Source organism: Marinomonas piezotolerans (assembly GCF_003362755.1).
GTDB classification, from domain to species: domain Bacteria; phylum Pseudomonadota; class Gammaproteobacteria; order Pseudomonadales; family Marinomonadaceae; genus Marinomonas; species Marinomonas piezotolerans.
Genome location: NZ_QKRA01000003.1, coordinates 359097 through 381582, shown reverse-complemented (window position 1 = coordinate 381582; position 22486 = coordinate 359097). Strand labels below are relative to the sequence as shown.

The following is a 22486-nucleotide window of genomic DNA, read 5'->3' as shown; positions in this document are numbered from 1 at the left end:
TCCAACTTTGCAGTTTTAACCCATTGATGCCAGACATTCACCATGATTGAAAAACAAGACCTACTGGATATTGCACGTCAAACCATGCCTTTTGGTAAATATGAAGGTCGCCTTATTATAGATCTACCAGAAGAGTATTTGCTCTGGTTCAATCACAAAGGGTGGCCTGAAGGAAAACTCGGACGCTGGTTACAACTCGCATTGGAAGTTAAAGTGAATGGGTTAGAGAAAATCGTTGAACCGCTAAAACTTCCTGAGGCAAAGAAAAAAGCCCAACCTAAAGTTCAAATCCGATTTGATGATTAGCACACCACTCTAAATACAAAAAGCCGCTAAGCATTCGCTAGCGGCTTTTTTTAGGTCAATTGCGTTAACGCCGATTCACGTATTACTTACGCAGATCAAAGCGATCTAGGTTCATCACTTTCGTCCAGACTTTGACAAAGTCGTTCACAAAACGCTCTTTGCCATCATCACAGCCGTACACTTCCGCAATGGCGCGTAAGATAGAATTAGAGCCGAAGACAAGGTCGACACGGCTTCCTGTCCACTTAATCTTACCAGTTTTACGATCTCTTCCTTCGAACGAAGTTTCCTCATCGTTTTTAGGATTCCAAACTGTACTCATATCTAACAGATTCACAAAGAAATCATTGCTCAACACACCTGGCTGATCCGTTAACACACCCTCTTGATTGCCTTGGTAATTAACGTTTAATACACGTAAGCCGCCTACAAGCGCCGTCATTTCAGGTGCTGATAAAGTAAGTAGTTGCGCACGATCAACAAGTAGCTCTTCGGCGGATACGGTGAAGCTTTTTGGGTGATAGTTACGGAATCCGTCTACTTCAGGCTCTAACACTTCAAACGACTCGATGTCCGTTTGCTCTTGACTCGCATCGGCTCGGCCTGGCGTGAAAGGTACTTCGACCTCAAACCCACTATCCAATGCCGCTTTCTCTACCGCGACACTGCCTGCTAAAACAATCAAATCAGCAATCGAAATTTGCTTATCTGTTTGACTTTCATTGAATTGAGTTTGAATGCCACCCAGTACTGCAAGAACTTTTGCTAATTTCTCAGGCTCGTTCACTTCCCAGTCTTTTTGCGGTGCCAACCGAATTCGCGCGCCATTTGCACCGCCACGCATGTCCGAACCTCGGAACGTCGATGCTGATGCCCACGCGACACCCACTAATTCAGAAACAGTTAGCCCTGACGCTAAAATTTTAGCTTTCAGCTCTTTAGTATCTTCTTCGTCGACAAGCGCGTGGTTCACGCTTGGAATGGGGTCTTGCCAAGACCACTCTTGCTCTGGCACCAATCCCCCCAAATAACGAGTCGTTGGCCCCATATCACGATGTGTAAGCTTAAACCAAGCACGCGCAAACGCATCAGCAAACTCTTCGGGATGCTCGTGGAAATGCTTACTGATCTTCAAGTATGCTGGGTCCTCACGCAACGCAAGGTCAGATGTGAACATCATCGGCGCATGACGTTTGCTCGCATCGTGAGCATCCGGCACAAGATCTTTTCCGCCGCCATCTTTTGGTGTCCACTGCCAGGCACCTGCGGGACTTTTAGTCAGCTCCCAATCGTAGCCGAACAACATGTCAAAATAACCCATATCCCATTGCGTAGGCTGTGGCGTCCAAGCCCCTTCAAGACCACTTGTTATGGTGTCCGCGCCATTACCTGTACCTTGTGGGTTGTGCCAGCCGAATCCTTGCGCAGCTAACCCTGCTGCTTCTGGGTTTTCCCCTAATTGTTCTGCATCGCCAGCACCATGAGCCTTACCAAAGGTATGCCCACCCGCAATCAAAGCAACGGTTTCTTCATCATTCATGGCCATTCGACCAAATGTTTCGCGAATATCACGGGCGGATTGTAATGGATCTGGTTTACCGTCTGGGCCTTCTGGGTTAACGTAAATCAGACCCATTTGAACCGCTGCCAGCGGGTTTTCTAAATCTCGATCACCGCTGTATCGCTTATCATCCAACCAAGCCTTTTCTTTACCCCAATACACGTCTTCTTCAGGTGCCCAAAGATCCTCACGGCCCCCTGCAAACCCACAGGTATCAAGCCCCATTGATTCAAGCGCACAATTACCCGCCAAAATCATTAGGTCCGCCCAAGAAATCTTACGTCCATACTTTTGCTTGATCGGCCATAATAGGCGGCGGGCCTTGTCCAGGCTTACGTTATCTGGCCAACTATTCAGGGGAGCAAAACGCTGTGTTCCAGACGCTGAGCCGCCACGGCCGTCAGCGGTTCTGTAAGTCCCCGCACTGTGCCACGCCATACGAATAAAAAATGGACCGTAGTGTCCGTAATCAGCGGGCCACCAGTCTTGGGAATCATTCATCAATGCAAACAGGTCGTCTCTCACAGCTTGCAAATCTAGTGATTCAAACTCTTTAGCGTAATCGAAATCCTCGCCCATCGGATTCGCCTTGGAGGAATGCTGATGCAAAATATTCAAGTTTAGTAAGGATGGCCACCAGTCGCGGTTAGTCGTCCCCTGATTTGGAGTTTGGTGAAATGGGCATTTGCTTTCGTTAGACATGTTCCTTCCTCTTATCGCAATGTGCGTTCAGTAATTCTCTTTCCTAATAGTTATAGATGTATTTCTAAAAGGGTTCTAATTAATAAAAACTAATAAAGAGATAGTTTTTTCTGCTGAGTTGCCTCAACCATAAACCAATGCGGCGACTCTTTTATTGCAAACACAAAGGAAAAGTCTGTCATCTGTACAGTACCTATCTACTTTTTTCACCAACTGTATCTGTTTCATCCATTTCAACGACAGTACGCTACCTTTATTACTAGAGGGATATGACATGAAAAAAATAGGTATTTTAGGTGGCATGAGTTGGGAGTCTACGGCTCTGTATTACTCACTGATTAATGGTTTTGTACGAGAGGCTCTAGGAGGCCTAAATTCAGCAAAGATGTTAGTCAGCAGCGTCAATTTTGCAGAAGTCGCCGCCATGCAAAAAGCAGGAGAGTGGAATGAAGCGGCTGATCTTTTGCGTAAAGAAGCGCAGGGATTAGAAAGAGCTGGCGCCGAAGGAATACTCATTGCCACCAATACTATGCACAAGGTTTTGCCGTTAATCGAGGATGGTGTGACCATTCCATTTATTCATATTGCGGATGCAACAGGCGCTGCAATAAAAGCCGCAGGACACACAAAAGTAGGCTTCATGGGAACAAAATTTGCCATGGAGGAAAGTTTCTATACCGATATTTTAGAGCAACGCTACAACTTAGAAATGGTTATCCCTGACCTAAAACAGCGAGATGTGATTCACAGGGTTATTTTTGAAGAGCTATGCCAGGGCAAGATTTTAGAATCCTCGCGGCAACATTACTTAGATATCATTGATCAAATGGCTGAAGGTGGCGCCCAGTGTGTCATTGAAGGCTGTACCGAAATTACCCTGCTAGTCAAACAAGAGCACACCAATATGCCCTTGTTTGATACAACACGACTTCATGCGCGGGCAGCAGCAGACTTTATTTTAGAAACCTCCTAAACGCTAAGACCTCGCTAACTACAATCCACCATGAGTGAGCTTGGCGGGGTTAAGATGCTCTAAAAGCTCTTCCCGACTTAATTCGGTTTCTTCTTCGGCTACGTCAACAATTGGACGACCTTCTTGGTAAGCTTTTTTTGCTATCTCGGCAGCCTTTGCATAACCAATGATAGGGTTAAGCGCAGTCACTAAAATAGGGTTTTTATCAAGCGCCTCTTTGAGTTTCGCTTCGTTAACAATCAAGGTATCAATGGCTTTGTTTGCCAATAAATGAGCACTATTGGTAAGTAGCTCAATACTATTCAATACATTGTAGGCAATCATTGGCAGCATCACATTGAGTTCAAAATTGCCGGATTGGCCACCGACTGTAATCGCTGTGTCATTACCAATCACTTGTGCAGCAACCATTACCGTGGCTTCTGGTATGACGGGATTTACTTTGCCAGGCATAATCGATGAGCCAGGCTGGAGTGCTTCTAAGGTGATTTCACCTAGACCGGCTAGCGGCCCAGAATTCATCCACCGTAAATCATTGGCGATTTTCATGTAGGTCACGGCCGTCGCTTTGAGCACACCTGACAATGCCACGATAGAATCTTGGGATCCGATCAGCGCAAATAGGTTTTCACCGGGCACAAACTCAACGGCGGTTCTTCTAGAAAGCTCTTTGGTTACTAACGCTGAAAAGTCTGGGTGTGCATTGATCCCTGTACCAACAGCGGTGCCGCCTTGTGCAAGTCTCGTTACCTTGGTCAAAGCATGGTTTAAGTTATCGAGATTATCTTGTAGTTGAGCAGCCCAAGCATGAAAGGTTTGATCCATTCTAACCGGCATCGCATCCATCAAATGAGTACGACCTGTTTTAGTATGGTGACTTAGCTGATTGCCTTTTAATGTAATCGTGGTTTTGAGGTGTTCCAATGCTGGCAGTAAGCGTTTTTTAACTTCGATCGCCGCGCTCGCGTGAATTGCGCTAGGGATAATGTCATTACTACTTTGACCATAATTAACATGATCATTCGGACCCACGACTCCCGAAAAATGCCGACTAGCAAGGGTAGCAATGACCTCATTTGCATTCATATTGGTGCTAGTTCCGGACCCTGTTTGAAAGACGTCTACAGGGAAATGTTGCATCATATTAGGATCGTCTAACAGCGTTTCACAGGCCCGCTCGATGGCGCCAGCTAATTCAGGTTCCAGACAATCAAGCTCTAAATTTGCCTTCGCTGCCGACGCTTTGAGCTGTATCAATGCCCGAATAAAAGCACTGGGCAAGCGCTGTCCGCTGATTGGAAAGTTATTTATTGCGCGCTGAGTTTGGGCGCCATATAACGCCTCTTCCGCAACATCAAGCGCACCCATACTGTCTTGTTCTGTTCGAGTTTTCATCCAATACTCCTACATTTTGCCCTTGCCATAAAAAAATGACTGAGAACACGCAGTTCATGTTCTAAGTGATAATACTCTTTCGCATCCTGATCAGTGATTACAAACCGCTTCAATTGCATTAACGGGCGGTGAATCATATCTAGGCACAATTCACGCCACTGCATTGATACCGAGCCATCACAGATGGTTTCAATGAGCACTTGATAAGCTCGTCGATATACCGAATACGCGTGGGTAATACCGCAGCGATCAGCGTATTCTTCGATACGATTAATATAGCGGTACAACACATTTGGCGAATCAACGCACGCACCACGCCTAATAATCTGCTCAATAACAGAAAATGGCACCATTTGTCTTGTCATAACACGCCCTCCACCAATGCAAATGATAATAATTATCAATTAACCATTAACGGTTTGACCTGTCAAGTTTCAGATTGACGCACGTGTTCGACTTAATTAATTCAGGGTAGCGACAAATTCTTCAAATTTTGCGCAAAAAGAGTCGAAATACCGCTAAAAAATGACGTGGGGGAAGGATTTAAAGATGATAACTAGTTTAAAAAACAGTTCGAAGTAATCATTGGAAGGAGTAACGCCTTGCCATCTTTGAAGACGGCAAGGCAAATAACTTAGTGGTGATGACCACCAATACCGTGCGCATGGCCATGCGCAATTTCATCATCTGTCGCATCACGTGTATCAACGATTTGCACAGAGAAGGTAAGCTCTTTACCAGACAATGGATGGTTTAAATCAACTGTCGCGTGTTTAAGGCCTGCTTTTATAATCGTCACTTGACGCATCCCTTGATCAGTTTGAACCGTGGCGATCATACCGGGTTTCCAGCGTTTAGCACCTTGCAAGTGCTTGATGGGCATTTGCTGAGTGCGATCTTCATGACGCTGACCATAGGCATCTTCTGGTGCTACTGTCACTTCAAATTCATCCCCAGCAGAACGACCTTCCATTGCTTTTTCTAAACCTGGAATAACATTGCCTGCACCGTGCAAATACGCTAGTGGGTCACTGCCCGCAGACGTTTCAATCAAAGTCTCGCCTTCACGAAGCGTGTAGTGGAATTGCACAACCGTATTATCAGAGATCGACATCTTATATCCTCATAAAAATTTGGCGCTATTGTAGCGGAATAACACTAACATCGCCTAAAAAATCATAAATTCAATGCTATCGTCGGTAATCATAATATCCTTAACCAACTTCGCGGCCGCTTTCTCTGCCGTGGAATGATTGAGAACGTAAACGGGGTGTTCATCAAAATACCGAGCAATCGCCGCTTCAAATTCATTATGTAATCCACCTAAATAATTGCGCAGCATTTGGTCGCTAAAGCTAGATCCTTGCACGACAATACTCGTCAGCTTAGGTCCTACTAAATAAATTCGGTTTTCTTCTATTCGTAAACCGGACTCCAGTGAAGGGTCAAGCTCCGTTTTCATCGTCATTTCACGACCAAAGGCTTTTAGGGTGCCCCGTATGTCGGTTTTCATATCGACTAAAACCAGCCCACCATCACGACTACTCAAATCAATATCAGCACTTTTCACCAATAGGTCTAAATTCAGTGCTGAGTCATCTAACGTCAAATTGATGATATCGGGCTGCTTTTCTTGCAAACGCTGGGCAACCTCTCTGTTTAAGTCAGTCTGCGACACACTCATGTCGGTACAACCTGTTAGGGCAAATGCAATGGCCGCCGCGCTCACTAACTTTATAAATTTCTTCATTTTGGTATTCCTACTGCTGACGCTTTTTCTCAAACCAAATACGCATAAAATCTTCGGTTACCTTCTGCTCTATTTCTGCAGCTTCGTGCGTCGGGCAAAATAATGACACGGTAAAAACATTGAACCCTTCGATTGTTGTTTTCACTCTCACGGTCGGTTCTGGACCTGCTATTTTGATGTCCAAACGTTTTTCAATGAGATTGTTGTAGCGAATCGCGACTTCATGAAAGTGCTCGCTGTATTCGCGAATTTTAGCGAGTATTGGCTCCTTTATTTCAAACAAATTTACATCATCTGTCTGTCTAGAAATCGAAAAAGAATGCTCAACATAACGTCGCATGTAATTTAAGTTTTGCACGGAATGCGTTAACAACTGACTGTTAGGGACGACTGTGGTGCGACCAGTGTAAGCATAGCTTCCGCCCTTAAAATCGACCTCAAATAAGGTTGTCGACAACCAATCACTGTCCGTTACTTCCCCTTCAAAATTACCGATTCGCACCCACTCCCCAACCTGATACGGCCGTGTGCTAGCTTTATAAAAAGCACCAACAATACAAGAAATAAACTCTTTCGTTGCAATCACTAACGCAACCATAAAGGCAGCAATTGAGATGGCTAAATCCTGGATCTCTGTGGCCCAAATTAGAATCAAGCCAAGTACCATCACAAAATTAAAAATATTATCAACCGCGTTTAAACGTCTTCGCTTACGATCCATATCCAGCTTTGCGTTGGCACGCAGAGCATGCTTGGTATAGCGGCGCACCAAGATAACCACCAGCACCCAAATAACGGTGCCAATGTACTCATAATTGTCAGACAAAACCGACCAATCTATTTGTGGAAAATCAAAGGTAGACATAACACTCCGAGCCTCTTTAGTCTGGCGCAACTTTACCAACCTAGCTTCCAATAGCCAAACAAAATACTAGACAAACAGAATTTTATAACTGTATATTTATACAGTATTTTAAATGAGGTGCTAAATATGCCGGTGGTAATCAAATATGTCGTGGAACGCAATGGTGTCGAAAAAATGACCTTTTCATCTAAAGCCGAAGCAGATCAATACGATAAGCTGCTCGACACGGCAGAGAGTCTCGAGGATGTACTGAATGAAAGTGGCATAATCGAGAATGAACAATGCGTTCATCAATTGGCAATGTACTTGGCAGAGAACAAAGACGACGTGCTGTCAGCACTTGGTAATAAACGAAAAAAAGCGGCCAATAAAACAACTAAGAAAAACACGGCAGTTAATACGACAGCGCCATTATTAGAGGATTTGGTTATTGAGCCGGATGCTGACTCCTATTTCGAAGAGGAAGACAATGGCCCAGACTATGCCGAGACAGATGATCTACCTCTTACCGAGTATGACGACAATGAAGTCTATTCAGAAAGTGATGCGGCATAATGCCTCATCACTTTCTCAGAGAACGGCACTATATTGGCAAACTCCACAACCAAGCCAACCACGCTAATGAAGCTACCAGTGCAACGGTGACACCTAATCTAGGTGTTTGGACGGGAGGATTGGTCTCTTTAATGTCTCGCTCATCATGGTGCAAAGGTTTTTTCCCATGCAACATCGCACCAATTAGACGCTCTTTAAAGCGTAGCTCATGGTATAACACGGCCAAAATATGCATCGCTACCAGAGCAAGCAATACATCCGGGAGTTGGTAATGTAAGCTTGCTGCGGTCTCTAAAACAGTGCTTGAGCCCCACTCATAAAAAGGGCCATACCAGAATACTTGATCACTATTAAACAGGCCGGTTATCCATTGCAATGACAATGCAACCAATAACACGATAACCATTAGCCCGCCGACAGGGTTGTGCCCTAAATACGTTCGACCTTTTCCAGTCAACAACGTGCTTACGAATCGAGTCGTTTCAATAGGGTGATAAAGGAACTCTGAAAAGCGTGCAAACTTCGATCCCCAAAACCCATAAAGCACACGAGCAATGACGACAGCAGATAGTCCATAACCCATATAAAAATGCCACTGCATATAGTCTTCATCTGACTTGCCTGTGATAATCATTCCTGTGAATAACACAACAATCAGCCAATGCATGACGCGTATAGGCCAATCCCATACTAGTATTTTTTTCATACCCTCTCCATTCTCTCTTAATCATTGTTCTGAATTAACTATACTGATTTAAGGATTTGCCTTTTTATCTATTATTAGGGACAGTAAACCTAGCGAGAAAAGTTTAATCTTGTCCCATCATGTGGCAGTAAGGAGTACAAAGACTGTGGTCATAGGAATCATTACATTCACATTGCTGGGTATTGGTTTACTTGGCTACATGTTATTCACACATAGAAGTTGTTACGTCCACCATACGTCAATTTTACAAGCGCCCCCACAAAAGCTTTTCGACCAGCTGTCTCAACTCGAATCATGGCCTAGTTGGCTTCCATGGGTTGATTACGATAATACCCCTACGATTACATTTGAAGAAAGCCCATCAACCACAATTGAATCCGCTGTTATCTCTATTAAAAGCCAAGCTCTTGGCACTGTGACCTGTAGGGTCACTGACTATCAAGTTAATGATTCTCTCACATTTCAAGTTCTGTCGGATAAATTGTTCTTTGGCGTCCTCGATATCACTGTCAGCCATCAGTTGTCCGAAACGGGTGAGTGTGTCATACACTTAACTGGGTATAACGAACTGGCTTTTTGGCAGCGACATAAACAACCACAACAACTTAATCAACTGTACGCAGATCTTAAGTTAATGTTGGTTAAGATACAGAGTTATGTTGATAAAGACCCAAAATACGCTCTGCAAATCGAGTTAGAAGACTGTAAACAGCTTGAGAATGTTGATGCGGTAACACGACCATTTATCGTCAGCGACCAGCCTATGTCGCAAAAAATGGAACAAGGCTTCCAAGACTTAATTACCTCTCTCGGACCGGACAATCCACCTGCAGGGCCCCGTTTTGCGTTATACGAAACTGCCGACCCTAGTCATCATTATTTTGTCGGAAAACTTGGGGTCCCAATTCAATGTTTTACCCCCTGCAATGCACACCCAGAAAAAATTGTCCTAAAAGGACTATATGCTAGCCTAAGGTTTCAAGGAAGCTATCAATATTTAGGCCTTGGTTGGCACATTTTAAACCGCTATTGCGAGTGCCATGGTTTAAAAGTGGGTAACCATCGGCCAAAAATAGAGATCTACGAAGTATCACCTCATGATACCTCCACCCCTCAGGACTACGTGACGATTCTGCGTGCTCCAATACAATGACAAACCTCAGGCTAGCGTCTTCTTAAAGGACTTTAAACTGTTCCGAAGTGCCTTCAATCGAAGGACAGCTTGTTAACTATGGAAAATCTCATGCAAAATACTTTGTATATCACACATCTGAACGTTCTCTTACAACGATATCGAGAGGCACTCATTCACTTTAAGTTAGACGCCATCGTTATCTCAAGTGGCAGCGTAAGTTACTATTATCATGATGATAATAGTCATCCTTTCAAGCCTTATGCTGGCGCCCAACAATGGTTGCCGTTTGATCTACCTTCTGATTGTTTTATCGTTATCAAGCATGATAAAACCGAGCTAATTTGGCCTGCAAAACAGGATTTCTGGCATCAAATAAACGCGATACCAGAGGGTGATTGGCAAAAGGCGTGGCGCCTCACACCAGTTAATAATGACAAATGGTGTCAGGCATTACCCAGCCGCTGCGCACTCATTGGCCCGGCGACGCTGTCCAACGTTGCCTTTTCTGATGCCTTAGAAACATGGCTAAATTATGATAGAGCCATCAAAACAGAATATGAAATTGAATGTATTTCGAGAGCGTCTAAGGTCGGTGTAAAAGGACATGTCGCGGCGCAGAATGCTTTTCTTTCCGGTGCAAGTGAGTTTGAAATCCATTGCGCCTATTTATCAGCGACACTGCAAGACTCTGCATACACGCCTTATCCTAATATCGTTGGCATCAATGAGCATGCTGCAACGCTTCATTATGAGCATAAAGATCGCAATCGACCGTTTCGGCCTTTAACGCTCTTAGTCGACGCAGGAGCGTCCGAATTTGGCTACGCGAGTGACATTACTAGAACAACAACGGTATTGGACGATGACTTTACAGCTCTCAAAAATGATATAGATCGCTTACAACAAACTATCGCCAGCAAAGCCGTTGCGGGTAAATCTTTTATCGACCTTCACAATGAAATGCTACTAGGCACAACTACCGTGTTACGCCAGCATGATATTTGCCGACTAAGTACAGAAGAGCAGATTGATAAACGGATCCCGCATCACTTCATTCCTCACGGATTAGGCCATCTGTTAGGACTACAAGTTCATGATGTCGGTGGTCGTCAAACAGATCGAGATGGTAGCGTGCTCCCCGCACCGACAGATAGTCCATTTCTCCGTCTTACCCGTACCTTACAAGAGAATATGGTGATCACAATCGAGCCAGGGTTGTACTTTATACCCATGCTACTAGATCAGCTTAAAGCCAATACGGCCAACCATGGCTGCAATGTCAACAAGATCGAACAACTTATACCCTATGGCGGAATTCGAATAGAAGACAATGTTGTAGTGGGCGTAGAAAATGTAAATAACCTTACTCGGCATGCATTTGCAGAGCTATAGCCTATAAGGGGAACCTCACAAAAGTGCATAATCTGTTACAGAACTCTCTAATAAAACAGCAAATCGAAATACCCTTTTTCGACAAAGCCATCTATCATCGTTAGTAACTTCTAATAGAAAAGTAGGTTACATGATGTTCTTAAAACGCAAACAAACGGATGCCTCTCAACTTAACATCATGGATGATAACGCAGACGCAATGGCAGCACTCACTGAGCACTGTGCAACGATTGAGTTTACACCGCAAGGGAATATCATAACCGCTAACAAAAACTTCTTAGACACAGTAGGTTATGAACTCGCGGAGATTCAAGGGCAACACCATAGAATCTTCTGTGAATCGGACGAAGTAAACTCAGTCGCCTATGCGTCATTTTGGCAATCACTACAACAAGGTTCCAGCCATAAAGGACAATTTTTACGCCGTCGTAAAAATGGAGACATATTATGGTTAGAGGCGACCTACGTCCCCATCAAAAAAGATGGCGCTGTCGACCGAGTTTTAAAAATTGCTGCGGACATTACGGCCGAAAAACTAAAAAGCCAAGCACAAAACGCCCTGCTTAACGCGATTGACCGCTCCAATGCTGTGATCGAGTTCAATACAGATGGAATCGTAGTGTCGGCTAACGACAATTTTGTTCGTGCTCTTGGTTATAAATCCGAAAGTGATTTAATCGGAAAGCACCATAAGATCTTTTGTTTCGACGCTTTCTATGAGGAAAACCCGAACTTTTGGCAAGAGCTTTCTCGAGGGACTGTTAAATCAGGTCTATTCGAGCGACGCAGCCTTAATGGTCACTCTGTCTGGATAGAAGCAAGCTACAACCCAATCTTTGACGACCATGGTAACGTAACACAGGTGGTGAAAGTTGCTTCCGATATCACCGAGCGTGTTGAAAAGCAACTGAGTATTCAAAAAGCAGCCGAAGTTGCCCACAGCACGTCTGTCGAGACGGCTCAAGTGTCCGAGCGTGGTGCCGAGTTGCTTCGCGCGACGGTGGTGAATTCCGAGCAAATCACCAAAGACATTGAGCATTCTGCGCAACTAATTGAGGATCTCAACCATCAGTCGGAGGAGATCGATAAAATTGTGACCACCATTGGAGCCATTGCTGATCAAACCAACCTATTAGCCCTTAACGCGGCAATAGAAGCTGCGCGGGCTGGTGAGCACGGTCGCGGGTTTGCTGTTGTTGCTGATGAGGTACGTACTTTGGCCGCTCGCACAAGCCAATCCACCGATGAAATCAACGAGATGGTAAGCAAAAACACCCAACTTGTTGCGAAAACCAAAGCGTCAATGATTAAAGTAACAGAACAAGCCTCTGGGAACTCTCAACGGATTCAAGAAGCGTCGGGCATCATTGACGAAATACTCAAAGGTGCTGAGCACGTGTCTCTTGTTGTAGGCGACTTAGTGACCAGTTCAGATTCTTAAAATTGACTGCCGATACATCAACAGTGAGCGCCCAAACGAGCTTTCAAAGGGCGCTGACCGTTTCGCGTACTGGTTAAAACGCTTGAAACTCTCCGACACGATTCGCAGCGCTTTGATAAGCAGGCTCACTTCGAATCATTGTAATCCAGCGGGTTATATTGGGATAAGACGATAGGTTCATCACTTCCTTAAGCGCCAATAAAGGAAAACTCATTTGCATATCCGCAGCACTGCATTGATCGCCCGCAAACCACTTTTGCTCTCCAAGATGGCCTTCTACTAAATTTATAACGTCATTCAAACGTGGGGCAATGAAACTCGCCTCCACTTTTTTGCAAATAGAGCGAGCGATTGGCTTTACAAAAAACGGCATCTTTTGTTGAGGGATCTTCCGAAACAGCAGCAACATCAGTAATAAAGGCATGAAGGATCCTTCTGCAAAATGTAGCCAGTACCGATAATCTATCACTGCTTGCTTGCCCTCTGGCTTCAGCACACGCGTCGAATCATATTGATCGGCCAAGAACTCCAATATCGCTCCTGACTCGGCCAAGACGATATCGCCATCTTGCAAAACTGGCGCATGACCTAACGGGTGAATACGTTTAAGACTCTCTGGTGCCGTTTGCTCCGCAGTGCGTAAATATGTCTGCACTTCGTATTCAACACCTATCGCCTCAAGTGCCCACGCAATACGTTGCGAGCGTGAATTTTCTAAATGATGCAATACCAACATGGCACCAACCTCCTAATTGAACTTAGAGGTAATACGGTGCCAGCAGACAATTAGATGATCGTACGATGGCTTATAATGAAAAACGGTGCTAATCAGCACCGTTTTTCATTATTTTTGAGAATTTATTTCTTCGAGAAAACCTCGAAGATAAGTCCGTCCACGAGCGCTGGCTTCAGGAGAAAACTCATGCCCCTCTTGAGGAGCATTTGCTTGAGGTAGCATAAATGAGTGTTTTGCATTCCCGAAATCAATAAACTGCCAGTCAACTCCCAGCTCGTCAAAGTAGGCTCGTGCAGATTCAGCAGAGTCTTCGTCAACCATAGGGTCTTGGTAACCATTACATACTAAAAATTTAGCAGATTGGTTGGCGTCACACTCGGGTTCGACTCGATAAAAATTCATTAGTCCATGATAACTGACTGCCCCCGCGCTCGAAGGAATATGCAGGCCAGCTTCGATAGCAAGCCTCCCGCCAAGACAAAAACCAACATGAACAATCTTCTTACTTGGATAAGACGATTCGATTTCCTTTGTGATGTCACTCAATAGCGCTGTTAAAGGTGCTTGATTTGCAACCAATGTCTTTAACGTATTCGCTTTGTCTTCAGGCTTAGTAGGATTATTACCTACACCATACAGATCAACAGCGGTCGTCGAATGCCCCCAGCTGGCCACGTCACTTGCAAAACGCTTCTCGAAATCACTCAAACCGCCCCATGTAGGCCATACAATAACATGAACATCAGACGTGGTTTCACCGTCCCAAGCGACGTGAGAGTGAGATCGAGTGACTCCATCGATAAACTGTTTTTCAAACTCGGATGACATACGTGCTCCAAAATAGCCATTTATCCTGACAATTTAAGAGACCTAGCGTTAGACATCAACAGCATCTTCGATGACTGCATAAGATTTTCATGATTTAACAAAGCATCACACAACTTAGAAACTATGTATTCTAATACCATGAGGAGCACGCGCGAAGAAGTGAATGTGACATTTTTTATTGCGGGTAAAAACACATCCTACCAGTAAGGCTTGCATCGGGCGCAAGGGTGCGAAAGCCAGTTTCACTCCAATCAGTGTCTTTAAGATTAAAGGCATTCGTTGTGTGGCTAACAGGTTCAACACAAAAGAAACGGCTGTTATGGGGAGAGTACAGAGTAAGGAACGTAAGCTCTTCGCTAGATTCAACGCTCAAAACCTTGTCAGGCCAAACTAAAGTAAATTCCCCCCCAAACCCTTGAAATACATTATCGTACCCTCTAGGTAGCTCACTTCCATATCGCATTGCCAGTAGCGCGCTATCTTGTTCATCAACACTCTCAGGTAATGATTGAGCGCTCATGGTATGCATGGCAGAACATTGCGCTTTCAAACAAACGTTATCGGGATTTTCAAAAAAAGGGTGGAAACCCAGCCCCAAAGGCATCACTGTATCGGACAAATTATGCACAGATACTGTCCATATAAGCCCCTTCTCCGTTAAAGAAATATCTTGCTGAACACGGTGAAGCCATGGCCACGAAGAATCATCGATGACCACTTCCAAAATCAGTCTCTGTTGACTACAAGAGAGTACTTTCCATTGCTGCTGCCATGCAAAACCGTGCATCGTTCGCCGCTGGATATCTGATCCACCGTTGGTCTTTAACTGGACCTTCTTGTTCGCAAAAGAGAACCTATCATTTTCTAACCAGCTAAAAAAAGGTGCCATAGTAAAGCATGAGGATTCTAGTGGACTTGATGCTTGTTTAGACATTGGTCGCAGCCAGTCAATCATCACTCCTTTTTTAATCTGCCTAAAATAACTTAGACACCCCCCCAGATCAGGGATTATGCCTGCTTCAAACTGACCATACTTAAGGCAAATTTCTCTACGATCAGTTGCGTAAGTTGGAGCAATATTATGAGGACGATCCATCTGATTACCTAATAAAGACACTAGCTTTCACGTAACTCACTCTTTAACGATAGCGCTATAGAATAAAGAAAACTTTCTTCACAAATGTCAAATTTTCCCACGTACCCTTAAATCCTGCAGCAACGACAAACGACTCTCCTGCACCAAACTCCCGCGACACGCCCGAATCATCCGTTAATCGCACTCTACCTTGTAGGATATGACAAAGCTCATCGTAGTCACATGAGCATCGTTCTAGGTGAGGCTCTGCCTCCCAAATTCCTGATAATGCACCTTTTTCAGCGTTTTCAAAAAATCGCCAACTAGCACTTTTATATGGCGTGTCCACTAGATTGGGGTCATCTATTGTGAGTTCTTTAGGCTGCATTTTCTCGGTATTAAACCCAATAACAAAATCTGGATCTTTACTCATTATTTAGTCCCTCATTAACTATTAAGAATCGAAACCTATGCCAAAATAGTCTAGTGATCTCAATAATAGCGATCGTCTTCCAGTTTTATCTTCATGTGCTAAGTCAGCTTGCGCTTTGCGAATCGCCATATACCGAAAGGGCTCTGGAGGAAAAGGAACGGCCCAACTACTTGGCATGCGCAGTTGAGTTCTTTCGGTTGCCTCTCCCGACAGTAAATCGAGCATCGTCAGGGCAGCAAAACGCGAAGCAGAGACCCCTTGCCCAGTAAACCCCATGGCGTAGGCTAAGCGTCCACTGTAAGCGGTTCCTGTAAAAAAGGTGGTTCGTGCCGAAGTGTCAATAATCCCGCCCCAAGCATGAGAAAAACCTACTCCAGATAAAGCGGGAAACGCTTCATTAAAATTACTTTCAAGCCTAGAAAAACTTTCTGGACGATAATGTAGGGCTTTATCCCGGCGACTCCCATAATGATAAATCGCATCATACCCTCCCCATAAAATGCGATTATTTGACGTTTTACGAAAGTAGTGGAACTGATTGCCACTATCTGCAATACCATAACGACCTTCCCAGCCAATCGCTTTAAGTTGGTCCTCGGTTAATGGGTTTGTCATCAGCGTATAGTCAAAGATGGGGACAATCGACGCCCGTAGACGCTTCAATATTGGAATCGAAGCATTGGTAGCCATCATCACTTTCTTTGCCTGTACGCTGCCTTTTGATGTAATAAGCCGTAGCCCTTCTTTTTCTTCTAACAACCGAGTCACTGACGTACTTTCATGAATATCAACGCCTCTTTTAAGGCACTCTCGGCAAAGGCCATCAATCAGTTTAATTGGGTTCACAAGCGCGTAGTTTTGTTCAAATAATCCTGCAATGTACTTGGGCGAATTAAAACGCGTATCTAAATCCTCACCTTCCAAATAATAAGCATCGATTCCGAAACGCTTATACGTCGCTAGCATTGCTTTAAGCCCTTCTTTCTGCCACGGTGTTTCAGCAACGTTAAGCTTTCCCTCTCTCTCAAACTCAGCATCGATACCATAGGCATCAAGGTCTGCGGCAAGTTCATCCAGATTATGTCGCCCTAGACGAACTAACGTTTCTGCTTCGTTCGGCCATCGCGTCACAGCATTGGATACTCCATGAGAAATACTCGGTGCGCAAAAGCCACCATTGCGTCCGCTCGCTCCCCTGCCACAATGATCCGCTTCCAATACGACAATGCTTGAGTCAGGGAACGCCTCGCGGGCCTTTAGTGCGGCCCAAAGTCCAGTAAAACCACCACCAATTATGGCAATATCGCACACTTTATCAGTCACTAGTTGGGGAAAATCTGATCGTTCGGCAACGGTTTCTAACCAGTACGGCTCTTTTTGAAGCGCATGATAGTTGGTTTGAACATTGTCCATCATAATACGTCTCGCTCTTCCGCTAGCTGACTATTTAACTTAGCAAGCTCATCTTTAGAGTTAACACCAGTCACTTCCAAAGGATCAGCTTCCGCCGTTACAACTTGATATCCGGCGTCTCTTGCCAGCGCAACGACATCCGTTAAGTAATACTCACCCTTTGAGTTGTCATTTTCTACGCGGGCTAGAAGCTCAAATAAAACATCACTTCGACCTGCCAGGATACCAGAGTTACATAAAGGCTCTTGCCTCTCCGCCTCACTGGCTTCTGCATACTCCACAATACGCTCTAGCTCGCCCGTGTCATCAGTTATTAAGCGCCCGTAGGCAAGAGTATCCTTGGGCCGAAAACCCAGCACAGCTAAACATCTTTGCTGTGTCACCTTATTACAAAGCGTTTGCATCGTATCCGCAGATACCAAGGGAACGTCACCGTACAGCACTAAAGTAACGCTAGAATCTTGTGCGATCGCGTTTTTAGCAGCAAGCACCGCATGGCCCGTTCCCAACTGCTCTTCTTGAATAACGGTCTTGATATCAGGGAACATATTGGTAATTTGTTCACGCCCTGCCCCAACGACAACCACGGTATTACTAGCATCAAGCTTTTTGAGGTTATCAAGCACATGAGCCAGCATAGGTTTTCCTGCAAGTGAGTGCAGGACTTTGTGCAAATCAGACCCCATGCGGGTGCCCTTGCCTGCCGCCAACACCACGGCTTGAATTACTGCTTTAGTCTTGGAATGATGCGCCATTGTTATTTAACTCCAACATCTGAGGGGGCGTTATCACTGCCCAAGTACCACCCCCAATGTTCAGTATGATCAAACCGAGTGACCTGCTTGGTTTCGAGATACGCGTTGAATCCAGCTTCTCCTAGCTCTCTCCCGATGCCAGACGATTTGTAGCCGCCCCATGGGGCTTGCGTAAAGGTTGGCTGGGAACAATTAATCCAAATGATTCCAGCTCTTAGCTTCGCGGCGACACGATCACAACGCTCTAAGTCATCCGACATCACCGCTGCAGCAAGGCCATAAGGACTATCATTCGCTAAGCCAATCGCCTCTTCTTCTTGATCAAAAGGTACAACACATACCACCGGACCAAAGATCTCTTCACGCCAAATTTCTGCATCAATTGATACGTCGGCATAGATAGTTGGCGCAAGGTAAAAACCATTGGAAAAACCTTCTGGACGCGCGCCGCCAGTCACTAAACGAGCATCAGAGCTCGACACCCGCTCTAAAAAGCCAAGAATTTTTTTGTACTGGCTTTCCGAGACAATCGGTCCCAACTTTACCCCTTCGCACTCACCGGGTCCGATGGTAATGGCTTCTGCTGCTTCTTTTAGACGATCGAGGAACTTGGAATAAATACCCCGCTCAACCAGTATTCTTGACGTAGCCGAACATACCTCTCCTTTATTCCAAAAAATCCCGAATAAGGCCCACTCCACAGCCTTTTCAATATCAACATCGTCAAAGATGATAAAAGGCGATTTTCCTCCCAACTCTAAAGAAACAGTACGAATCCCAAGTGAAGCCCCCTGCATAACCTTTTTGCCAGTCGCGACAGAACCAGTGAAAGCAACCTTGTCGACTAAAGGGTGCTCTGTTAACGGGGCTCCAGCATCTGGGCCGAAACCTGTTAGCAAATTAAATACGCCCGCTGGGATACCTGCTTCATGAATAATTTTTGCCATCTCAACACACGTCAACGAGCACAACTCTGACGGTTTCAACACAATCGTACAGCCCGCTGCGAGCGCAGGCGCAACCTTCCAAACCGCCATTAGCATTGGAAAATTCCATGGCGTTATAGCAGCAACCACTCCAACAGGTTCATGCCAAATTCGGCAGTCAAATTGGTCATCCCCTAAATCAACCTCAATAGCACCCGCGGCTTCTTTTTGCTCTGCAAGATTCGCATAGTATTCAAAACAAAAAGCAGCATCATCGATATCCCACTGGGATTCGGGTAAAGGTTTACCATTATCTTTGGTTTCTAGTGCCGCAAGCTCTGATGCACGAGCTCGAATGCCCGCCGCCACACGACGAAGTGCTTCAGCTCGTTGCTTCGCAGTTAAGTTCGACCAACATCCTGAATCGAAGGCGTCACGTGCAGCATGAACAGCTTTATCAACATCACCGGATTTTGCTGCACCTATTTGCGCAAAGATCGCTTCAGTAGATGGATCAACGGATGGAAAAGCATCTCCATCTATCGGATCAACAAATGTGCCGTTTATATAAAGTTGCGTAGCCATCAACAAACCTCTCCTCTATTAACGAAACCACCAAAGTCATGCGAACGATTTCTATGACATGTGTACACCAGGTCAAACGTGTTTACGTCCACCAGCGTCAAGAAACCACTCATCTGGATAGGGGTACCACCAATCTTGATGAACAGGTTTATGATCAAGAATCACCATTTTTGATCGACGGAACGTGTCCAATCCCATACGGCCAAGCTCACGACCTATCCCAGAGTTTTTCCAACCTCCGAACGGCAAAGCATCGTTATCAATCATTGGATTGTTGACCCATACCATACCTGCTTCTAAACGCTCCGTTGCTTCGTGTGCTTCGGCTAAATCAGTGGTAAAAATAGACGCCCCCAATCCAAATTCGCTGTCATTTGCTAGCTTAATTGCTTGATCAAAGTCAGCCACACGAACAACTGCGACAACTGGCCCAAATACTTCTTCTTTTAAAATATCCATATCTGGGGTACATCCTGTCAAAATGGTGGGTTCGTAAAACCACCCTTTTTCTAACCCCGGAGGGATTCGACCACCACATTCGACTTTGGCGCCTTTAGCCACCGCATCAGCTACTAAACGTTCAACCTTGTCACGCCCTGCTTTGCTTACAAGTGGTCCAATCTCACATTTATCAAGTCCATTTCCGATACGAAGTTTTCTGGTTTCTTCAACAAAAGCCTTTATAAACTCGTCATGAATCCCATCGACGACATACATACGCTCTGTGGAAGTACATACCTGACCAGACATATGAAAAGCACCAGTTACTGCACCCGCTGCCGCAACACTTATCGGTGCATGATTGGTAATGACCATTGGATCAGATCCACCCGCTTCAATCACAGCAGGCTTCAGTCCTTTGGCAGCAGCCTGAGCGACGGCTTGCCCACCAGCTACCGAACCAGTAAACGCAACGGCATGCGTTTGTTTTGTAGACACGAGATATTCCCCGACGTCTCTATTGCCCGATACACACGCGACAAGGTCGTCAGGAAGCTCATTGAAAACTTTCATAAACTCCATCGTCGATAGTGTGGTTGCTTCTGCTGGTTTAACGACACAGCCATTTCCCGCTGCTAATGAAGCCGCTACCGTCCAACACATCAATAAAATAGGGAAGTTGAAAGGCATAATATGGGCAGACACCCCTAAAGCTTCATAGCGGGCATACTGTAAAGAACCAAATTGGGTCGTCCCAGCAACTTTGCCTGCCTCATCTCTCGCCATCTCTGCATAATATCGAAATATAGGAGCACAGTTAGCCACCTCACCAATCGCTTCAGGGTAGGGTTTACCCATTTCGCGACTCATCAAAATGGCACACTCGGTCATATCCGTGGCTTCGATACGGTTTGCTAAACGATGTAAAAATCCAGCCCGCGTTTTCGCATCTACCTTGGACCATTTTTTTTGTGCGCTGTTAACCCGCGCCAAAATAGTGTTCAATTCTTGATCCGTAGTCTGTGCATACTTTCCGACCGCTTCTAAGGTTGCCGGATTAATAACTGTTGTTTCCGCACCTTTAGCATCCAAATAATTTGGCGTGATGTATAAACTTGGTAAATCTGGGCTATACATTATGATCACCTGTCGTTGAGGTTAATTCTGTAGCAGGGAGCCATTGCCACCACTCTCCAAGTTCAGCCTGTAAGAATGATTCCAGCTCAACAAAGCCTGCCCTGTTTAATGCTGTCTTGAGTTGCTTTAACACCCTCGGCATAAAAGCAAGATAATTGTCTTTCCCATCTCTCTTCATTAAACGTATAAACACGCCAGCAATTCGAGCGTGACGCTGCGCTGCCAAAATCCAGTAACGTTTCATAAATAGAGAGGTGTCCAGTTCAGGTCGATGAGTTAAGTATTGTGTGAGCAAAGTCTCTTCTAGACCCTCTGGTAAATCTCGTCTTGCATCTTGCAGAATTGAAACAAGATCGTACTGAGCGCAGCCTAGTACCGCATCTTGAAAATCCAACAGACCGCACGCTTTAATGTCAGAGCGTCCCTCAAGTAGCATCAAGTTATCTACGTGAAAATCTCTCAGTACTAATGCATCACTGATTCCACTTACTGATTTAATAGGTGCCTGCCAGAAGCTTAAAAAGCGTTGCTCAAATTCGGCCACATCAATATTGGGTTGAACATATGGCGCAAACCATTGACTAAAGACCGTTAATTCTTCCATTAACAAAGGCTCATCATATTCTGGCAAGTTAACATCAGTCGCCTCTGAATGAGCATGCAATGCAAGTATCGTATCTATTGCAAGAGCATATAAATCGGACTCACTGTGCCCTTTGGCAAACGCACGCGTATAGGTCATGTCGCCAAAATCTTCTATTAATGCAAGATTATTACTGTGGTCAACGGCAAACACCTGAGGGACAGAAAACCCCAATCGAAAGAGATGCTCAGCGACAATTAAATACTGATTAAAATCTTTCGACCCTGGTACTTCCTGCATCAACATACGTCCCTTGTCAGCAAGACGGTAATAACGCCTCGCTGAAGCGTCCGAAGGCAAAGGCTGTACCAAATTCAGACTGATGCCCAGCCCTTGTAAAAAGGACTGAATCTCTATTCCGATTTGGGCTTCTGTATCTTGTTTGTTCATCGGATCATGTAAACCTTTTTAACTGTTTCATGGACAACACAGACCCCTTTCCAATCTTGTGGAAAAAATGCAGCCGTATCTGGTTTGATCTCTATCACTTCGCCATTTTCGTGCGTGTAGGTACAGCGACCTTCTAAGAAATGGCAAAACTCATCTTTGGTTACATGACACTCCCAAGTACCAGGAGTACAAACCCAAAGGCCACATTCGGATTCGCCATTTTCTCCTTTGTAAAGCAACTTACCAGAGGTATTAGACTGACCTTCTACCATGGTGTTAATGGGTCCCCAGTCATCAAGGTTGGTAACAGACAAAGGGTTTTGCATAATCGGTGTTTTCATTT

General features: G+C 45.0%; 23 protein-coding genes and 1 pseudogene. 7 read left to right on the top strand and 17 right to left on the bottom strand.

Features of this window, described 5'->3' with window-relative positions; genetic code table 11:
* The first annotated feature begins 42 nt into the window (after window positions 1-42).
* On the top strand, window positions 43-306 hold the full coding sequence (locus tag DN730_RS09260; protein WP_115467832.1) for a DUF3820 family protein: 264 nt from the start codon (window positions 43-45) through the stop codon (window positions 304-306).
* 82 nt (window positions 307-388) lie between these two features.
* On the opposite strand, the gene katG is transcribed toward DN730_RS09260, so the two are convergent.
* A complete protein-coding gene (gene katG / locus DN730_RS09255; RefSeq protein ID WP_115467831.1) occupies window positions 389-2569 on the bottom strand; it encodes a catalase/peroxidase HPI in 2181 nt (726 codons plus the stop codon).
* A gap of 274 nt (window positions 2570-2843) precedes the next feature.
* Here katG and DN730_RS09250 point away from each other — a divergent pair, with 274 nt between their 5' ends.
* A complete protein-coding gene (locus DN730_RS09250; RefSeq protein WP_115467830.1) occupies window positions 2844-3542 on the top strand; it encodes an aspartate/glutamate racemase family protein in 699 nt (232 codons plus the stop codon).
* An 18-nt stretch (window positions 3543-3560) separates the two neighbouring features.
* On the opposite strand, the gene DN730_RS09245 is transcribed toward DN730_RS09250, so the two are convergent.
* From DN730_RS09245 to DN730_RS09225, 5 genes are all read right to left on the bottom strand, one after another.
* Window positions 3561-4937: a class II fumarate hydratase gene (locus tag DN730_RS09245; RefSeq protein WP_115467829.1), complete on the bottom strand. Its 1377-nt coding sequence runs from the start codon at window positions 4935-4937 to the stop codon at window positions 3561-3563.
* Window positions 4934-5302: a hypothetical protein gene (locus DN730_RS09240; protein WP_115467828.1), complete on the bottom strand. Its 369-nt coding sequence runs from the start codon at window positions 5300-5302 to the stop codon at window positions 4934-4936. Before DN730_RS09240 ends, DN730_RS09245 begins: the two co-directional genes overlap by 4 nt.
* Before the next feature lie 269 nt (window positions 5303-5571).
* Complete coding sequence (locus DN730_RS09235) at window positions 5572-6051, bottom strand: FKBP-type peptidyl-prolyl cis-trans isomerase (protein WP_115467827.1); 480 nt, start codon at window positions 6049-6051, stop codon at window positions 5572-5574.
* Between the two features lie 54 nt (window positions 6052-6105).
* On the bottom strand, window positions 6106-6687 hold the full coding sequence (locus DN730_RS09230; RefSeq protein WP_115467826.1) for a DUF1439 domain-containing protein: 582 nt from the start codon (window positions 6685-6687) through the stop codon (window positions 6106-6108).
* Window positions 6688-6697: 10 nt separating this feature from the next.
* Window positions 6698-7552, bottom strand: coding sequence for a mechanosensitive ion channel family protein (locus DN730_RS09225; RefSeq protein ID WP_115467825.1), 855 nt, complete (start codon window positions 7550-7552; stop codon window positions 6698-6700).
* A 126-nt stretch (window positions 7553-7678) separates the two neighbouring features.
* On the opposite strand from DN730_RS09225, the gene DN730_RS19400 reads away from it, so the two are divergent.
* Complete coding sequence (locus DN730_RS19400; protein ID WP_115467824.1) at window positions 7679-8107, top strand: YebG family protein; 429 nt, start codon at window positions 7679-7681, stop codon at window positions 8105-8107.
* Between the two features lie 28 nt (window positions 8108-8135).
* On the opposite strand, the gene DN730_RS09215 is transcribed toward DN730_RS19400, so the two are convergent.
* Window positions 8136-8813 (bottom strand): cytochrome b/b6 domain-containing protein, encoded by a 678-nt coding sequence (locus DN730_RS09215; RefSeq protein ID WP_115467823.1) that lies wholly within the window; start codon window positions 8811-8813, stop codon window positions 8136-8138.
* Window positions 8814-8958: 145 nt separating this feature from the next.
* On the opposite strand from DN730_RS09215, the gene DN730_RS09210 reads away from it, so the two are divergent.
* From DN730_RS09210 to DN730_RS19435, 4 genes and pseudogenes are all read left to right on the top strand, one after another.
* Window positions 8959-9966 (top strand): SRPBCC family protein, encoded by a 1008-nt coding sequence (locus DN730_RS09210; RefSeq protein WP_115467822.1) that lies wholly within the window; start codon window positions 8959-8961, stop codon window positions 9964-9966.
* Between the two features lie 90 nt (window positions 9967-10056).
* Complete coding sequence (gene pepQ, locus DN730_RS09205; RefSeq protein WP_115467821.1) at window positions 10057-11340, top strand: Xaa-Pro dipeptidase; 1284 nt, start codon at window positions 10057-10059, stop codon at window positions 11338-11340.
* A gap of 130 nt (window positions 11341-11470) precedes the next feature.
* Window positions 11471-12235: pseudogene (locus DN730_RS19440) on the top strand (PAS domain-containing protein); the annotation flags it as partial.
* A 69-nt stretch (window positions 12236-12304) separates the two neighbouring features.
* Window positions 12305-12781, top strand: a complete 477-nt coding sequence (locus DN730_RS19435) for a methyl-accepting chemotaxis protein (protein WP_425452736.1) — start codon at window positions 12305-12307, stop codon at window positions 12779-12781.
* 73 nt (window positions 12782-12854) lie between these two features.
* On the opposite strand, the gene DN730_RS09195 is transcribed toward DN730_RS19435, so the two are convergent.
* The 10 genes from DN730_RS09195 to DN730_RS09150 all read right to left on the bottom strand — a co-directional run bounded on the left by DN730_RS09195 (window position 12855) and on the right by DN730_RS09150 (window position 22484).
* Entirely contained in the window at window positions 12855-13517 is a 663-nt protein-coding gene (locus DN730_RS09195) for a glutathione S-transferase family protein (RefSeq protein WP_115467820.1), read from the bottom strand.
* A gap of 108 nt (window positions 13518-13625) precedes the next feature.
* A complete protein-coding gene (locus DN730_RS09190; protein ID WP_115467819.1) occupies window positions 13626-14345 on the bottom strand; it encodes a dienelactone hydrolase family protein in 720 nt (239 codons plus the stop codon).
* A 175-nt stretch (window positions 14346-14520) separates the two neighbouring features.
* Complete coding sequence (locus tag DN730_RS09185; RefSeq protein ID WP_115467818.1) at window positions 14521-15441, bottom strand: aldose epimerase family protein; 921 nt, start codon at window positions 15439-15441, stop codon at window positions 14521-14523.
* A gap of 55 nt (window positions 15442-15496) precedes the next feature.
* Window positions 15497-15853, bottom strand: a complete 357-nt coding sequence (locus DN730_RS09180; protein ID WP_115467817.1) for a cupin domain-containing protein — start codon at window positions 15851-15853, stop codon at window positions 15497-15499.
* A 21-nt stretch (window positions 15854-15874) separates the two neighbouring features.
* The gene (locus DN730_RS09175; protein WP_115467816.1) at window positions 15875-17269 is read right to left on the bottom strand and encodes an NAD(P)/FAD-dependent oxidoreductase; all 1395 of its coding nucleotides are present in this window, start codon (window positions 17267-17269) and stop codon (window positions 15875-15877) included.
* Window positions 17266-18021, bottom strand: coding sequence for a sugar phosphate nucleotidyltransferase (locus DN730_RS09170; protein WP_115467815.1), 756 nt, complete (start codon window positions 18019-18021; stop codon window positions 17266-17268). The genes DN730_RS09175 and DN730_RS09170 overlap by 4 nt, the downstream gene beginning before the upstream one ends.
* A 2-nt stretch (window positions 18022-18023) precedes the next feature.
* Complete coding sequence (locus tag DN730_RS09165) at window positions 18024-19532, bottom strand: aldehyde dehydrogenase family protein (RefSeq protein WP_115467814.1); 1509 nt, start codon at window positions 19530-19532, stop codon at window positions 18024-18026.
* A 72-nt stretch (window positions 19533-19604) separates the two neighbouring features.
* Window positions 19605-21110: an aldehyde dehydrogenase family protein gene (locus DN730_RS09160; RefSeq protein WP_115467813.1), complete on the bottom strand. Its 1506-nt coding sequence runs from the start codon at window positions 21108-21110 to the stop codon at window positions 19605-19607.
* The gene (locus tag DN730_RS09155) at window positions 21103-22143 is read right to left on the bottom strand and encodes an aminoglycoside phosphotransferase family protein (protein WP_115467812.1); all 1041 of its coding nucleotides are present in this window, start codon (window positions 22141-22143) and stop codon (window positions 21103-21105) included. Before DN730_RS09155 ends, DN730_RS09160 begins: the two co-directional genes overlap by 8 nt.
* Complete coding sequence (locus DN730_RS09150; RefSeq protein WP_115467811.1) at window positions 22140-22484, bottom strand: cupin domain-containing protein; 345 nt, start codon at window positions 22482-22484, stop codon at window positions 22140-22142. The genes DN730_RS09155 and DN730_RS09150 overlap by 4 nt, the downstream gene beginning before the upstream one ends.
* Window positions 22485-22486: the final 2 nt, after the last annotated feature.

Excerpts from the sequence above, each read along its gene's own strand:
- pepQ (WP_115467821.1), top strand. The coding sequence starts at position 10,057 with ATGCAAAATACTTTGTATATCACACATCTGAACGTTCTCTTACAACGA.
- katG (WP_115467831.1), bottom strand. The coding sequence starts at position 2,569 with ATGTCTAACGAAAGCAAATGCCCATTTCACCAAACTCCAAATCAGGGG.
- DN730_RS09180 (WP_115467817.1), bottom strand. The coding sequence starts at position 15,853 with ATGAGTAAAGATCCAGATTTTGTTATTGGGTTTAATACCGAGAAAATG.
- DN730_RS09160 (WP_115467813.1), bottom strand. The coding sequence starts at position 21,110 with ATGTATAGCCCAGATTTACCAAGTTTATACATCACGCCAAATTATTTG.
- DN730_RS09260 (WP_115467832.1), top strand. The coding sequence starts at position 43 with ATGATTGAAAAACAAGACCTACTGGATATTGCACGTCAAACCATGCCT.
- DN730_RS09230 (WP_115467826.1), bottom strand. The coding sequence starts at position 6,687 with ATGAAGAAATTTATAAAGTTAGTGAGCGCGGCGGCCATTGCATTTGCC.
- DN730_RS09235 (WP_115467827.1), bottom strand. The coding sequence starts at position 6,051 with ATGTCGATCTCTGATAATACGGTTGTGCAATTCCACTACACGCTTCGT.
- DN730_RS09170 (WP_115467815.1), bottom strand. The coding sequence starts at position 18,021 with ATGGCGCATCATTCCAAGACTAAAGCAGTAATTCAAGCCGTGGTGTTG.
- DN730_RS09240 (WP_115467828.1), bottom strand. The coding sequence starts at position 5,302 with ATGACAAGACAAATGGTGCCATTTTCTGTTATTGAGCAGATTATTAGG.
- DN730_RS09150 (WP_115467811.1), bottom strand. The coding sequence starts at position 22,484 with ATGAAAACACCGATTATGCAAAACCCTTTGTCTGTTACCAACCTTGAT.
- DN730_RS09225 (WP_115467825.1), bottom strand. The coding sequence starts at position 7,552 with ATGTCTACCTTTGATTTTCCACAAATAGATTGGTCGGTTTTGTCTGAC.
- DN730_RS09215 (WP_115467823.1), bottom strand. The coding sequence starts at position 8,813 with ATGAAAAAAATACTAGTATGGGATTGGCCTATACGCGTCATGCATTGG.
- DN730_RS19400 (WP_115467824.1), top strand. The coding sequence starts at position 7,679 with ATGCCGGTGGTAATCAAATATGTCGTGGAACGCAATGGTGTCGAAAAA.
- DN730_RS09155 (WP_115467812.1), bottom strand. The coding sequence starts at position 22,143 with ATGAACAAACAAGATACAGAAGCCCAAATCGGAATAGAGATTCAGTCC.
- DN730_RS09195 (WP_115467820.1), bottom strand. The coding sequence starts at position 13,517 with ATGTTGGTATTGCATCATTTAGAAAATTCACGCTCGCAACGTATTGCG.
- DN730_RS09185 (WP_115467818.1), bottom strand. The coding sequence starts at position 15,441 with ATGGATCGTCCTCATAATATTGCTCCAACTTACGCAACTGATCGTAGA.
- DN730_RS09245 (WP_115467829.1), bottom strand. The coding sequence starts at position 4,937 with ATGAAAACTCGAACAGAACAAGACAGTATGGGTGCGCTTGATGTTGCG.
- DN730_RS09165 (WP_115467814.1), bottom strand. The coding sequence starts at position 19,532 with ATGGCTACGCAACTTTATATAAACGGCACATTTGTTGATCCGATAGAT.
- DN730_RS09175 (WP_115467816.1), bottom strand. The coding sequence starts at position 17,269 with ATGATGGACAATGTTCAAACCAACTATCATGCGCTTCAAAAAGAGCCG.
- DN730_RS09190 (WP_115467819.1), bottom strand. The coding sequence starts at position 14,345 with ATGTCATCCGAGTTTGAAAAACAGTTTATCGATGGAGTCACTCGATCT.
- DN730_RS09250 (WP_115467830.1), top strand. The coding sequence starts at position 2,844 with ATGAAAAAAATAGGTATTTTAGGTGGCATGAGTTGGGAGTCTACGGCT.